The following is a 13,258-nucleotide window of genomic DNA, read 5'->3' on the forward strand; positions in this document are numbered from 1 at the left end:
GAGGTACTGAATAAAATATATTTTAATTATGAAAGTTTTTATACTATTCGTATTTATATTTAGTTTTGTTTCTTCTGCTCAGTCATCTCAGAAAGTTATTTTAAATAATCTTTTTGACCAACTTCAAATTATTGATAATTCAAAAAGTGCTGCTCTATTGGAGCAAAAAATTTGGTCTGTTTGGAATGAACATCCTAGTGATTTTAAATTAACTGAAAAGTTAGAGTTTGGAACAGAGTTAATGCAATATGGTGATTATAATTATGCATTAAAAGTTTTTAGTAATATCTTGGAGAATGACCCTAAATGGTCTGAAGCCTGGAATAAAAGAGCAACAGTATATTTTTTAATGAGTCAGTTTAAAAATTCATTAAATGATATTGATAAAGTTTTAGATATAGAGCCTAGACACTTTGGGGCTTTATCAGGACAAGCAAGAATTTTCATAAAACTTCAAGAATATGAAAAAGCAATTAAGAGTATTGAAAGTGCATTAAAATTCTATCCATCATTTAAAAGTCGTGAACTAATACCTGAAATTGAAAGATTGATTAAAGAAGATAGTATCTAATTTAATCTTTTTTGGCTCTTTTTCTTGAAATTAACTGAGTTAACGAGTCAACCATTAGATCTGATGCTTTAAATATTTCATTTGATTTGAATTCATGAGATAAATTTTTTTCAGGATCTGATTTATCTTCAATGACTATCCCTTCATCAGGAGAATTATTTTTTATATAAATTAATAGCAGCCACTCTTCATCAGGTGCTTCATCCCATTTGATAAAGATCTCACCAGTTTCAAATCTTTGATCAATGCATCTAAAAATAGACATGTGTCTAGTGATGTGCCGTTTATTTAGTTGAAAAACTAAACTACTGGCACTTCTGTAAAAGCTTTCAAGAGAAAGTTCAATTTTCTGCCTCGCAACTTTATAATCTTTCTCTTTTTGAAGTAAAGTATCTCTATCCTCATCACCTTGGATTTTTACTCCTAAAGCTTCTACTCTCTCTCTAATTTTTTGGTCTCTTATGATTCTATATTTATCTTTTAGTTTCTCTATCCTTGCTTGAAGACCAGCATAATCATCTCTTTTTTCTTTTAATGAAATCTTTTCAAGTTTTTCTAATTCTTTAATCTCTCTTATTCTAAATTTTTCTATCTGTTTTTCTAATTGTAATTGTTTTAAAAACTGTTTTTGCCTTTCAGCATGTTCAATTCTAAGTAGTGCTTGCTCCTTACGTAAAAATAATTTTATGTCTCTTGCTCTTTCCTTTTCAAGTTTAATTTCTTCTTTTAATGCTTTTTCTTTAAGTTTAGTTTGCTCCTGTTCTTCTTTTACTTTTTGTTTTTGGATTTGTAATTTTTCTTGTTCTTTTTTTTCAATTTCCTCAAGTTGTCTTCTTCTTTTTTCTTCAGCTTTTAAGGTTTTATATTCAGATATTCTATTGGCGATACTATCAAAAAAAGCTTGAATGTATTTTTCTAAATTAAAATTAATTTTAAAGTTAAATTCTGGTTTTAAAGAATTCTGAAGTGTAACTACTCTTGATATTAAGGTTACTTTTTTTCTAGTGTTAACTTTTTGTTTTTTCTTTTTTGTTTTTATATTTTTACTTATTTTTTTTTTTTATAAATATTTTTTTTTACTTTTAAATCTTTTTTATGATTTTTATTTGTAATTTTTTTAACCTTCTTTTTTACTAAAGGTTTTTTTTTAGCTGAATTTTTTTTTATTTTTTTCATACTTTAAGAAAATTAGATTTATCAATTAATTACTGATAAATATAGTCTCTTGTTTCAAAATGTTGTTAAAAAATTTGCTAGCTATATTTAAGCTGCCTTAAGTGATCCTAATGTAAAATTAAGCTTACCGAGATCTTCCACAAGTTGTTTTTTATCTTTTTCGTTTAAAAGACTAATCGGTGGTATAACATTTTTGTAACAATCGTCTTGATCTGACATAAAAGAATGTAATCCTGATATTAAATTGTATTGGTCAAAAGTACCCCTAACCTTGCATAGTATATCATTTACAGTTTGTTCTTTTTTTTCGTTAAAATCATCGTAAACTTTTCTAGATAAATTAGCAGTTACATTGCAAGTTGCCGTAATAATTCCATCACATCCAAGCTCAAGACCCTTTAGGAGTTTCAATTCTGATCCCGGCATAACAGAAAAATTATCAATCCTTAAATTTTCATATAGGTTATAGGAGCTATCTTTGACACCAACTATTTGTTTTGGAAATTTCTTAACAAGCTCCTTAACACACTCAACGCTAAATTTGTAGCCACACAACTTTTCAAAATTATATAAAATAATCTTACTGTCTGGCACAGCTTCAACTACTTTTGAGTAAAATTCTATTACCTCAGTATCACCATACTTATAATAAGCTGGTGGCATTATTAAAAAATCACTAAAGTTTAAAGAGTTAGCCACTTTCATTAAATTTATAGTTTCATTTAAAGAATTTAGCCCAGTTCCAATTAAATATTTATCTCTATATTTACTATTCGATAATTCATTTAAGAGGCTAATTTTTTCACTTATAGATATAAGTTGTGCTTGCCCAGTGCTTCCAAAAATAGCAACACCGTGACAACCTTGATCTATTATTCTTTCTGCATGATTTATAGTCTTGGATATATTTAGACTTAAATCATCATTAAAAACTGACATTCCAGCTGCGTAAATACCTTTAATTTTTTTCATATTAATTCCTATAATGATTACTTATATACTTTAAACAATTAAAAATGAAAAAGAATAATTCAATAATCATAGGTTCTGGAGTTATAGGGAGTTATTTAGCAAAATTTCTATTATCAAAAAGACAAAAGATTATAGTAACTTCAAGAAAAAGAAAAAAGTCTTATACAAATTATAATAAATTAAATATTGAAAATAAAATAATATTTGAGAAGTTAAATTTTTTAAAAAAAGACGAAATATTAAAACTTTTAAAAAAATATACTCCAAAAAATATATTTTACTTTTCTGGGCAAAGCTCTCTTACTAAAAGTATCAAACTTAAAAAAGTAACCAATGACTCCAATTATATTGGTGCTAAAAAGATTTTGGAAATTCTTCATAAATATGAATTAAAAACAAATTTTTATAAGGCTAATTCAGGATATATATTTGAACCAAATAAAGGATTGGTTAATATAAAATCTAAAATTTCAAAAAATAAAAACCCTTATATTCAATCACAAATTAAGGCTCATAAAGATGTCAAAAAATTCAGAAAAAAAGGAGTTAATTGCTCTAGTATATTTTTTTTACAAGTTGAATCTCCATTAAGAAATAATGATTTTTTTATAAAAAAAATTTGTACACATGCTAAGTTAAAAAAGAATATTACTGTTGGTAATCTTAATACGATACGAGATTATTCCTGGGCTCCAGAAATTGTTGAAGGCATTTATCATCTTACAAAAATTAAACCTAGAGATTTGATGTTATCAAGTGGTCAGGGAATTTCTGGCTATGAAATTTTAAAAATTGCCTATGAACAAAATAAACTTAATTACAGAAAATATTTTTCAATTAATAAAAAATTTATTAGACCTGATGAAGTTGATATAATGATGGGATCAAAAAAAAATTATGAAATATTAAATAAAAAATTTAAATATCAAATAAAAATTGGTGGTGCAAAATTAGTCAAAAAGATTTTTAACTCAATATGAAAACATGTATATACTTAAGCTATAAAGGTTTAGGTGCAAATTTATTACACCTTGCTTACTGTCACGAGATAGCTCGAAAATATGGTCCTGTCACGATTATTACATTGTGCAATAATTTAGAGGCTGCTTTAAAGGATGACCCATTAATTGATAAAATTATCTTTATAAATAAATATCATAAAAGATTTATTGATATTTTAAGGTTAAGAAGCTTTTTTAACTCTTTTAATTTTGATCAAATCTTTATTTTTTATCCAAGTGTAAGAATTTATCTAGCTTCAGTTTTATCTAATATTAAGAAAGTTTTTTGTTATCCATTATTCAAAAAAGATAGCTTGCATTTAGTTGATGCTGCAAAAAAATTCACTGAAAAATCTTTGGGAGTAACTGATTGCTCAACTGAAGCAAACTATTTCATTAATGAAAATAAAATACAAAATATAAAAAAAAACATAGACACAAAAAAATTTATAATTGTTATTGGGGCTGGATCTTCTGGACCTACAACAAAGTGGGGTGCTAAAAATTATTCTAACTTGATAAACAAACTTAACAATAATGGAGATTATTATTTTTTTATTCTTTGTGGTCCAAAAGATAAAGATTTATCTAATGAAATTACAAATAATATTAAAAGTAATAATTATATTTCATTATATGATAAAAAAATAGAAGAAGTTATTCCATTTTTATGTTCCGCCAACATGTATGTTGGTAATGATTCATTTGGATCTCATATAACAGCTCAGTCAGGAATAAAAAGTTTAGTAATACTCTTAGATTCTCCTAAAGCATACACGGATTATAGTAAAAATTATCAGAGAATATTTCCGGAAAATATTAAAATTGAAAATATAACTCATGGATCAAATTTAAACCCAGACGATGTATCTATTGAAAAAGTCTATCAAGAAATTCTTAATAATAAATTCTAGACTAAATTTTTTAAAACTACTTCCTTTGCTTCATTTACAATCATCGATAATCTTGTGGTCTCTGGTGAAATATCAGGATGTATTTTTTTTTGGATTTTTATGTATGCTTTTTGAACATCATCTTTAGTAATTTTTTTTTTAATATCTAAGTTTAAGATCTTATAAGCCTCTTCTATAGTTATTGTGGAAGAATTTTTAATATTTTGATTTTGGTTAAATGAAAATCTCCCAGAGTTTCTAAGTGTTTGTATAAGTCTAAATAAACCAATTAATTGAAATATTGAAAACCCTTTCAACTTAACTAAAGCTAAGCTAAGCAATGTAAGTGGTATGCTTAATAAAAACTTGCCAGCAACTAAAAGTAATACTGCTAAAATTATTAAACCCAAAAAAATTAATTTTCTTAAATGTTTTGATATTTTTTTTGATGAAGTATTCGCTACTAATTTAAGTAAAAAGTAAGTAATTCCTAAAAAAACTAGTGTATAAATAATAATATTCATATATTTAATTTGTATCCATGAAAATACCACATCTTAAAAAAAAATCAGAAATAAAAACGTGTCATAATATTAGCTGGGAAGATGATTATAGTTGGATACATCAAGATGACATCCTGGAGGTTTTAAAAGATAGCAAAAAATTAAACCCTGAAGTCAGAAAATATCTTGAAGAAGAAAACTCTTATACTGATTTTCACTTGTCAGATACCAAGACCATTCAAAAAAAATTATTTGATGAAATCAAAGGAAGAATAAAATTAGATGATGAGTCTTTACCTTTTAAAGATTTTGATTATGAGTATTGGTCAAAAACAACTACCAAAGGAAATTATTCCATAAAATTAAGGAAAAAAATTGGAACTAATAATATTGAAGAAATTTGGAATGGAGATGAAGAAAAAGAAAAACTAAAAGTAGAATACTTTGGTGTTGGAGATTTGGAGGTTAGTTTTAATGACAAATATTTGGGATACTCTTTAGATACAAAGGGTTCTGAATATTACACAATATATATTAGAGATATAAATACAAAAAAATTAGTTACTGAAAAGATTGAGGAAACATCAGGTAGCATAACTTTCAGTTTAGATGATCAGTATGTTTTTTATTCAAAACTTGATGAAAATCATAGACCAAGAAAAATTTATAGACACAAATTAGGTACTAAAGTTAGTGAAGATCAATTAATTTTCGAAGAAAAAAGTGAAGCCTTTACGGTTGGAATTGGTTTAAGTGCAGATGATAAATATTTCTTTATCAACTCTTCAGACCATAATACATCTGAGCAATATTACTTTGATGTTAATGAAAAAGATCCCAAACCTAAATTAATAAAAAAAAGACAAAGAGGAATTCTTTATTCTGTCAATTCTTGGGATGGTAAATTTTACAATCATACTAATGAAAATGCTGAAGATTTTAAAATAGACATAAGTAATAGTTTGGAAAAACCAGACTGGAAAACCTTTATTGCTGCAAAAGATGAGGTTCTAATTGGAGGTTTAACATTCTTAAAAAATTGGATCATTAGATCTGAAACTTCAGATGCTTTAGATAAATTATTTGTAAAAAATATTACAACTGGAACAGAAGAAGAATTAATTTTTTCTGATGAAATTGTATATGTTCCTGGTGCCTCTTTGATGCAAAGAGATAAAAATACAGATGAGATATATATAAGTTATTCTTCACCCAAGACGCAGTCTAGAGTTTATTCTTATAACTTAAGCACAAAAGAAAAAAAATTAGTTAAAGAACAAGAGATCCCATCCGGTCATAATCCTGATGACTACATTGTAGAAAGAGTAGATTGTAAATCACACGATGGAAGACTGGTTCCTCTTACAATTACAAGACACAAAAATACTAAAATGGATGGAAGTGCTCAATTGCTACTTTATGGTTATGGATCATATGGGAGTTCTATGAGCCCTAGTTTTTCTACTACTAGATTAAGTTTGATTAATAGAGATATCATCTGGGTTACAGCCCATATTAGAGGGGGTATGGAAAGAGGTATGAAGTGGTGGAAAGAAGGAAAGCTGCTGAATAAAAAAAATACTTTTGAAGATTATATTGCTTCTGCAAAATACTTAATTGAAAATAAATATACTTCAAAAAATCAAATAATAGGTATGGGTGGCTCCGCAGGTGGTCTTCTTATGGGTGCTGTAGTTAATCAAGCCCCGGAATTATTTCTAGGAATTATAATGGCAGTACCATTTGTAGACTCTCTGACAACTAATCTAGATCACTCTTTACCTTTAACAGTTGGAGAATTCGATGAGTTTGGAAATGCAAAAGATAAAAAAGATCACTTTGATTATATTTATTCTTATGCTCCCTATAATAATATTAAGAAAATGGATTATCCTCATATGTTGATCACAACAAGTTTAAGCGACAACAGAGTATTGTTTGATGAACCAGCAAAATTTACTGCCAAACTAAGAGAATATAAAACTGATAATAATTTATTGCTTTTAAAAACTGAAATGAACGCAGGTCATGGTGGTAAATCAGGTAGAGATGGGGCTATAGAAGAAATTGCACTAGATTATGCATTTGCATTAAAAATTTCTAAAAAAATTTAGTCGTCCTATCTTGAAATTTTTAGCATAATTCCTAAATAACATACGTAAGTCGCCTAATGGGGCTTACTAAATTAACCTTGCTAACAAAGGAGGAAACTATGACAAGTAGGGATCTATCTATATTTAACACTCTAAGACCTTTTTCAATTGGATTTGACGATATGTTTGACCAATTTGAAAATATGTTGGGAAATGGAGGGTTAACTATGCAGTCCAATTATCCACCGTACAACATTAGAAAAACTGGAAAAGACAACTACGCTATTGAAGTTGCTTTAGCTGGTTTTAATAAAAATGATGTAGAGGTGGAGTTTGAAGACAATTTATTAACTGTAAGAACTAAACAGGTTGATAAATCTGAGGACAAATCTGATGATGGTGAAATTATTCATAAAGGTATTTCACAAAGACAATTTGCAAGATCATTTACAATCGCTGAGGATGTGAAAGTTAATGGTGCTGAATTAAAAGATGGTCTTTTAACAATTGCCTGTGAAAGAATTGTACCTGAATATAAAAAGAAAAAACTTATTGAAATTAAATAAGTAAAAACCTTACTTGTGGGGTACATTCCCCACAAGTATTAAGTTTTTAAAAACAACCGTTTGAAACAAAACCAATCACTATAGAATTAGAATCTACCTCAAATCTTCTTTCGCAAAGTATTCCATATTTTTTGGTGTTGTAAACAAGCTCTAAGTTACCTTTATCATTTTTAAAATCTTCATCTGGCTTACCTAATTCCATTTGCAAATTGCTTGAAGTTTTTCCAATGTATTCACTTAACTTAGCATTTTCTTTTTCAACAATTGCGTCTGTTTTATTTTTGATTGTTTGACAGCCGGCAACAAGAGTTAAAAAAAATAAGCTTATTAAAATAAATTTTAATTTATGCATGCTTCAATGATAACACTCAAAATATGGCATAAATATAAACTTATAAGTTGAAATATGTTGATAAACTTAGATTTTTAAGAGTAATTTCTTAATTAATCTAATATTAGTCCATCTTAATCTTAGGAGGATCAATGTTAGAAAAATATTTCGACTATAAAAAACACAAGACCGATTTTAAAACAGAAGTAATAGCTGGTGTAACAACATTTTTGACAATGGCTTACATTATGTTTTTAAATCCATTTATACTATCAGGTGAATTTGCTGGACCAGAAAAAGGGTTCTTTGAATTTGGAGCAGTATACACGGCAACAATTGTTGCAACAGCGCTTGCTTGTTTCATAATGGCATTTTATGGAAAAACATGGCCGATAGGTTTGGCGCCAGGTATGGGAATTAATGCATTCGTTGCATTTGGTGTTTGTGCTGGAATGGGCTATACGCCTCAAGAAGCTTTAGGAGCTGTACTAGTTGCTGGGGTTTTATTCTTAATCATTTCATTAACACCTATCAGAGCGTGGTTAATTAATTCAATTCCAAGAAGTTTAAAATTAGGAATTGGCGCTGGTATAGGATTATTCTTAGCAATAATTGGACTTCAGATCATGGAAGTTGTTGTTGATAACCCAGTAACATTAGTTCAATTAGGTGACTTGAGTGATCCCCTTGTTCTATTGGGTTGTGCAGCATTTATTTTGATGGTTGTTCTTGAAAAAATGAAAGTTAAGGGAAATATCATTATTGGTATTTTACTATTCAGTATTATTGCATGGGCTACTGGACTTGCTAAATTTAATGGAATTGCAAGCTCACCACCTCCAATGACTTATCTATTTGATTTTGATTTATCAGCAGCATTAACAGCTGGTATGACAACTGTAGTGTTTACTTTATTATTTGTTGATTTCTTTGATACTGCAGGAACATTAACTTCAGTAGCAAACGTTGCTGGTAAGGTTGATAAAAATGGTAAAGTTAAAGACATTGAAAAAGCGATGATGGCTGACAGTGTTGGAACTGTAGCGGGTGCAATGATGGGAACAACAACTGTAACTAGTTATGTTGAGTCTGGTGCTGGTGTAAAAGCTGGTGGAAAAACAGGAATGACCTCTTTAGTAATTGGTCTTCTGTTTTTAGCTTGTATATTCTTTGCTCCTTTAGCAACAAGTTTACCTAAGCAAATTGATGGTGCAGCTTTAGTATTTGTTTCTGTTCTTTTTGTTAGAAACATAACTGATATTGAATGGGATGATATTGGTGAAGCAGCTCCTGCTATTCTTGCTATGATTGCTATGCCGTTAACATATAGTATTAGTAATGGTATTGCTTTAGCATTTGTATCATACGCATTAATCAGATTATTTACTGGTAAGTTTTCTTCAACTTCACCAGCGATATGGATTATTGCAATTTTGAGTGTTGTAAGTTTTGCAGTTGCTTAAAATATAATTTTTAGGGCTGGAATTATTCCAGCCCTATTTATTTTTCTTAATTATTTCTTCCATAGACATCTCTTCATAATGTTCCGTAGGCTGAACAATCCATGGATCTGAATCAAGTTTTACTGGACAAAAATCTGGCTCAAATGTGGATGATTTTTTTTTCCATAAACAGGCTGTTTTAACTTCATTTATATAATCTTTAGTTGGTTCATAATTCTTTAACCACTCAATACTTTTGTTTAAAGTTAATCCTGTGTCAGATAAATCATCTACTAATAAAACTTTATTAAAATCTTTATTCTCAGCTAAAGAACTAATTTCTCTTGCAAACATTAATTGACCCTGTTTATCTTCCATTCCTTTTCCTGAATAACTTTGGATAACTATATAAGCTATAGGTAATTTTAAAATTCTAGAGAGGATATCTAGTATAGGAGCAGCCCCTCTCATAATGCCTACTAGTACTGTTGGCTTATAATTATTGTGAATTTCTATTGCTAGTTTTTCTACAATTTTTGTATACTGATCAAAAGTGATAATTAATTTCTCTGCCATAAAATTCATTATCATATAAAAAATTATTTAAAAAGGAGAAATAATGAAAGCCTACTGGATCGCTTTATACAAAAGAATAGATAGCCAAGAAAATTTAAAAAATTATGGGGCAAAAGTTACTGGAATAATAAAAAGTTATGGAGGAAAGCCCCTTGTAAGAGGTGGAAAATTTGAAACTTTAGAGGGTGAAACTTACCCAAGAACTGTAATTTGGGAATTTCCAAATTATGAGCAAGCTATGAAGTGTCACGATTCTAAAGAGTATCAAGATGGTTGGGCTATAGCTAGAGATACTACTGAGCGAAACCTACAAATAGTAGAAGGTTTTAGTACTGAATAGGTTCTGGATCTATGCTTCTCCATAAATACCAAGTTGCAACTGAACAGTATGGACTAAATCTTTTGTTTAATAATTTTACATAAGATTCAGGTGGTAGATATTTTTTTTTATAATTTTTTGAAATTCCTCTTAAAAGACCAATATCTTGTATAGGCCAAATATTTGACCGATTATAAGTAAACAATAAAATCATTTCAGCTGACCATCTTCCAATTTGTCTTAACTGAGATAAATAAATAATAGCCTCTTCATCTGACATCTTGGGAATTAATCTAGGATTAAATGATTTATCTAATATTTGTTTAGCCAAACTTTTTATTCCCCTAACCTTTTGTCCACTTAATCCACAGCTTTTAATTTGGACAGAAGAAAGTTTAGAGACTGTTTTTGCATTAATCTTATTTTTACATTTCTTTTTAAATTTCAAAAAAACTGAGTTAGCTGCAGCAACACTGATTTGTTGTCCAATGATACTCTTGCATAATGAAAAAAATATATCTTTTCTAGATGTAAGCACAGCCTCTGAAGGAGATTTATATTTATTTATCAATGATGACATTACTTTATCTTTATTGGATAAATATTTTTTTGCCGTATTCCAATATTTTGGTTTTTTATTCATGTCTAGTCGTTGATGGTATTTTTTGTTTATGATAAATTTCTCTTCTAAAAATTATAAGAGATGCAAGAACTACAAGCGATGCACCAATTAGTGTTTTTATAGTTGGTATCTCATTCCAAATAAAATAACCAAAAAATATAGCAAATACCAAAGCTAAATATTTTAAAGGTGCTACCAAAGATACTTCTGAAAGTTTATATGATTGAGTTAAAAATAAATTTGCAGAACCTCCTGTTACTCCAATTAAAGCTAAAAGAATAAAGTCTTGAAAATTTGGCATTTTCCATCCCATTGGAATTGTGGCCAAGCCAGCAATTGAAATAGTAATTGTAAAAAAAATTGATATAAGCCAAATAGGTTCTGTTGTTGATAGCTTTCTAATTGTGATGGTTACAAAAGCCATTCCAATACAAAATATTAGAGGAAGGAAATAAAGATAATTCATACCCTTAAAGCCAGGCTCAGCAATTATAATAACACCTATAAATCCAATTAAGACAGCTAACCATCTAAAAATACCCACTTTTTCACTTAATAGAAAAATTGATAATACAGTAATAAATAATGGTGCCGCATACGACAGGCTGACAACGACTGCCAAAGGAAGTTCTCTTAACGCAACAACTATTGCTATCAAGGCCATTAAACCCATAAGGCATCTGAATAAATGTTCTTTTGATCTTTCAGTTGTATAAAAAGTTTTTAATTTACCTTTTGGAATTAAAAAATATGTGGGCAACAGACCAAAAAAGCCTCTAAAAAATAAAACTTCCCCAGTTGGATAGTCGCTTGACCATTTTACCAGCAAATCCATAACAGAAAAGGTGCATACAGATAGAAACATGTACAAAAAACCTAATTGATTTTTAGTTAGCATAGCAATAATTTGTAAATCAAATTAAAGTATAATCAATGGAAATAGCAGTATTAGGATTGGGATGTTTTTGGGGGCCAGAAATTAAGTTTAGTAAACTTGAGGGAGTTATTAAAACTGAAGTTGGCTATTGTGGAGGTGACAGCCAAACAGTCACTTACAAAGAGGTATGTACTGGTAATACAAATCATGCAGAAGTTGTTAAGTTAGATTTTGATCCTAAAATTATCTCTTATGAAAAGATTTTAGATTTCTTCTTTGAAATTCATGACCCTACAACCTTAAATTCACAAGGACCTGATTTTGGGACGCAATATAGAAGTGAAATATTTTACCTAAGTGACAGACAAAAAGAAATTGCTGAGAGTGTTATAAAAAAAGTAAATTTAAAACTATCAGGAAATGTTGTAACAAAATCTTCTTTATTAAAAAATTATTGTCCAGCAGAAGAATATCATCAGAGATATTTGGAAAAAAGATAATATGTCTTTAGTTGATACAAATTGGTTAGAAGAAAATTTAGATAAAGTAAAAATTATTGATTGCTCATGGCACATGCCTCAGACAGAACGTAATGGTTTTGATGAATATAAAAACAATCATATTAAAAACGCAATTTTTTTTGATTTAGATAAAAACTCTAAAATAGATACTGATCTACCTCATATGTTAACAGATGCTAAGTCATGGCAAAATATTGTCTCTAGCATGGGAATTAAAAATGATGATCAAATAGTTATCTATGATAATTCGGATGTAATTAGTTCATGTAGATGTTGGTATAATTTTATCTATTTTGGTCACAATCCAGAATTAGTCCATGTTTTAGATGGAGGATTTAAAAAATGGATTAAGGAAGATAAAGCTACCACTAGTGATATAATTAAGATTATTCCCTCTAACTATATTGCAAATGAAAAAAGAGAGTTAGTAAAAGATATAAACCAAATTAACAAAAATATTTTAGAAAACAATTTTAATGTTATTGATGCAAGAAGTTTAGAGAGATTTAAGGGTAAGGTTCCAGAGCCAAGAAAAGGATTACGAAGTGGCTCAATCAAAAACTCTTTTTGTCTACCTTTCTCTGAACTTATAAATAAAGATCATACATTTATTAGTAAAGAAAAGATTCATGAAAAGTTTAAATCAACTGGATATGAGATAGGTAAAAACATTGTGTTTACTTGTGGTTCTGGTGTTACTGCTTCAGTTTTGGCTCTTGCTTATTCTTTAATAGATAATAAATATATGCCTACCATTTATGACGGATCATGGAGTGAATATGGAAAGAATTAAAA

The 13,258-nt window shown here is 28.6% G+C and carries 17 protein-coding genes; 9 read left to right on the forward strand and 8 right to left on the reverse strand.

From position 1 onward, the window contains the following. The first annotated feature begins 28 nt into the window (after window positions 1–28). Window positions 29–571, forward strand: coding sequence for a tetratricopeptide repeat protein (locus AC5SL4_RS05900; RefSeq protein ID WP_494587257.1), 543 nt, complete (start codon window positions 29–31; stop codon window positions 569–571). Between the two features lies 1 nt (window position 572). Here AC5SL4_RS05900 and AC5SL4_RS05905 read toward each other — a convergent pair whose 3' ends face one another. From AC5SL4_RS05905 to AC5SL4_RS05915, 3 genes are all read right to left on the reverse strand, one after another. Beyond that, window positions 573–836, reverse strand: coding sequence for a hypothetical protein (locus AC5SL4_RS05905; protein ID WP_494573954.1), 264 nt, complete (start codon window positions 834–836; stop codon window positions 573–575). A gap of 782 nt (window positions 837–1,618) precedes the next feature. Continuing rightward, on the reverse strand, window positions 1,619–1,747 hold the full coding sequence (locus AC5SL4_RS05910) for a hypothetical protein (protein ID WP_494574910.1): 129 nt from the start codon (window positions 1,745–1,747) through the stop codon (window positions 1,619–1,621). 87 nt (window positions 1,748–1,834) lie between these two features. Beyond that, a complete protein-coding gene (locus AC5SL4_RS05915) occupies window positions 1,835–2,719 on the reverse strand; it encodes a dihydrodipicolinate synthase family protein (RefSeq protein WP_494587258.1) in 885 nt (294 codons plus the stop codon). 44 nt (window positions 2,720–2,763) lie between these two features. On the opposite strand from AC5SL4_RS05915, the gene AC5SL4_RS05920 reads away from it, so the two are divergent. Both AC5SL4_RS05920 and AC5SL4_RS05925 read left to right on the forward strand, forming a co-directional pair. Beyond that, window positions 2,764–3,699: a GDP-mannose 4,6-dehydratase gene (locus tag AC5SL4_RS05920; protein WP_494587259.1), complete on the forward strand. Its 936-nt coding sequence runs from the start codon at window positions 2,764–2,766 to the stop codon at window positions 3,697–3,699. Further along, window positions 3,696–4,634, forward strand: coding sequence for a glycosyltransferase family 9 protein (locus tag AC5SL4_RS05925; protein ID WP_494587260.1), 939 nt, complete (start codon window positions 3,696–3,698; stop codon window positions 4,632–4,634). The genes AC5SL4_RS05920 and AC5SL4_RS05925 overlap by 4 nt, the downstream gene beginning before the upstream one ends. Here the strand turns inward: AC5SL4_RS05925 and AC5SL4_RS05930 are convergent. Then, the gene (locus AC5SL4_RS05930; protein WP_494587261.1) at window positions 4,631–5,137 is read right to left on the reverse strand and encodes a J domain-containing protein; all 507 of its coding nucleotides are present in this window, start codon (window positions 5,135–5,137) and stop codon (window positions 4,631–4,633) included. The two genes, AC5SL4_RS05925 and AC5SL4_RS05930, sit on opposite strands and share 4 nt — an antisense overlap. 17 nt (window positions 5,138–5,154) lie before the next feature. On the opposite strand from AC5SL4_RS05930, the gene AC5SL4_RS05935 reads away from it, so the two are divergent. Next, window positions 5,155–7,230, forward strand: a complete 2,076-nt coding sequence (locus AC5SL4_RS05935) for a S9 family peptidase (RefSeq protein WP_494587262.1) — start codon at window positions 5,155–5,157, stop codon at window positions 7,228–7,230. A 98-nt stretch (window positions 7,231–7,328) separates the two neighbouring features. Then, window positions 7,329–7,775 (forward strand): Hsp20 family protein, encoded by a 447-nt coding sequence (locus AC5SL4_RS05940; protein ID WP_006997730.1) that lies wholly within the window; start codon window positions 7,329–7,331, stop codon window positions 7,773–7,775. 46 nt (window positions 7,776–7,821) lie between these two features. On the opposite strand, the gene AC5SL4_RS05945 is transcribed toward AC5SL4_RS05940, so the two are convergent. Further along, complete coding sequence (locus AC5SL4_RS05945; RefSeq protein ID WP_011281526.1) at window positions 7,822–8,127, reverse strand: hypothetical protein; 306 nt, start codon at window positions 8,125–8,127, stop codon at window positions 7,822–7,824. A 131-nt stretch (window positions 8,128–8,258) separates the two neighbouring features. Between AC5SL4_RS05945 and AC5SL4_RS05950 the strand changes: the two genes are divergently transcribed. Beyond that, a complete protein-coding gene (locus AC5SL4_RS05950) occupies window positions 8,259–9,569 on the forward strand; it encodes an NCS2 family permease (protein WP_011281527.1) in 1,311 nt (436 codons plus the stop codon). A gap of 33 nt (window positions 9,570–9,602) precedes the next feature. On the opposite strand, the gene AC5SL4_RS05955 is transcribed toward AC5SL4_RS05950, so the two are convergent. Then, window positions 9,603–10,139, reverse strand: coding sequence for a phosphoribosyltransferase (locus AC5SL4_RS05955; RefSeq protein WP_011281528.1), 537 nt, complete (start codon window positions 10,137–10,139; stop codon window positions 9,603–9,605). A gap of 28 nt (window positions 10,140–10,167) precedes the next feature. On the opposite strand from AC5SL4_RS05955, the gene AC5SL4_RS05960 reads away from it, so the two are divergent. Beyond that, complete coding sequence (locus AC5SL4_RS05960; RefSeq protein WP_011281529.1) at window positions 10,168–10,464, forward strand: DUF1330 domain-containing protein; 297 nt, start codon at window positions 10,168–10,170, stop codon at window positions 10,462–10,464. Here AC5SL4_RS05960 and AC5SL4_RS05965 read toward each other — a convergent pair. Then, complete coding sequence (locus tag AC5SL4_RS05965) at window positions 10,451–11,086, reverse strand: DNA-3-methyladenine glycosylase family protein (protein ID WP_494587263.1); 636 nt, start codon at window positions 11,084–11,086, stop codon at window positions 10,451–10,453. The two genes, AC5SL4_RS05960 and AC5SL4_RS05965, sit on opposite strands and share 14 nt — an antisense overlap. Continuing rightward, window positions 11,079–11,963, reverse strand: a complete 885-nt coding sequence (locus tag AC5SL4_RS05970; RefSeq protein WP_011281531.1) for a DMT family transporter — start codon at window positions 11,961–11,963, stop codon at window positions 11,079–11,081. The genes AC5SL4_RS05965 and AC5SL4_RS05970 overlap by 8 nt, the downstream gene beginning before the upstream one ends. Before the next feature lie 35 nt (window positions 11,964–11,998). Between AC5SL4_RS05970 and msrA the strand changes: the two genes are divergently transcribed. After that, window positions 11,999–12,442, forward strand: a complete 444-nt coding sequence (gene msrA, locus AC5SL4_RS05975; RefSeq protein WP_494587264.1) for a peptide-methionine (S)-S-oxide reductase MsrA — start codon at window positions 11,999–12,001, stop codon at window positions 12,440–12,442. Between the two features lies 1 nt (window position 12,443). Next, window positions 12,444–13,256 carry a sulfurtransferase gene (locus AC5SL4_RS05980; protein ID WP_494587265.1) on the forward strand — a complete coding sequence of 271 codons (813 nt, stop codon included), beginning with the start codon at window positions 12,444–12,446 and terminating at the stop codon, window positions 13,254–13,256. Window positions 13,257–13,258: the final 2 nt, after the last annotated feature.

The sequence above is a fragment of the Candidatus Pelagibacter sp. PS_02 genome, assembly GCF_059418065.1.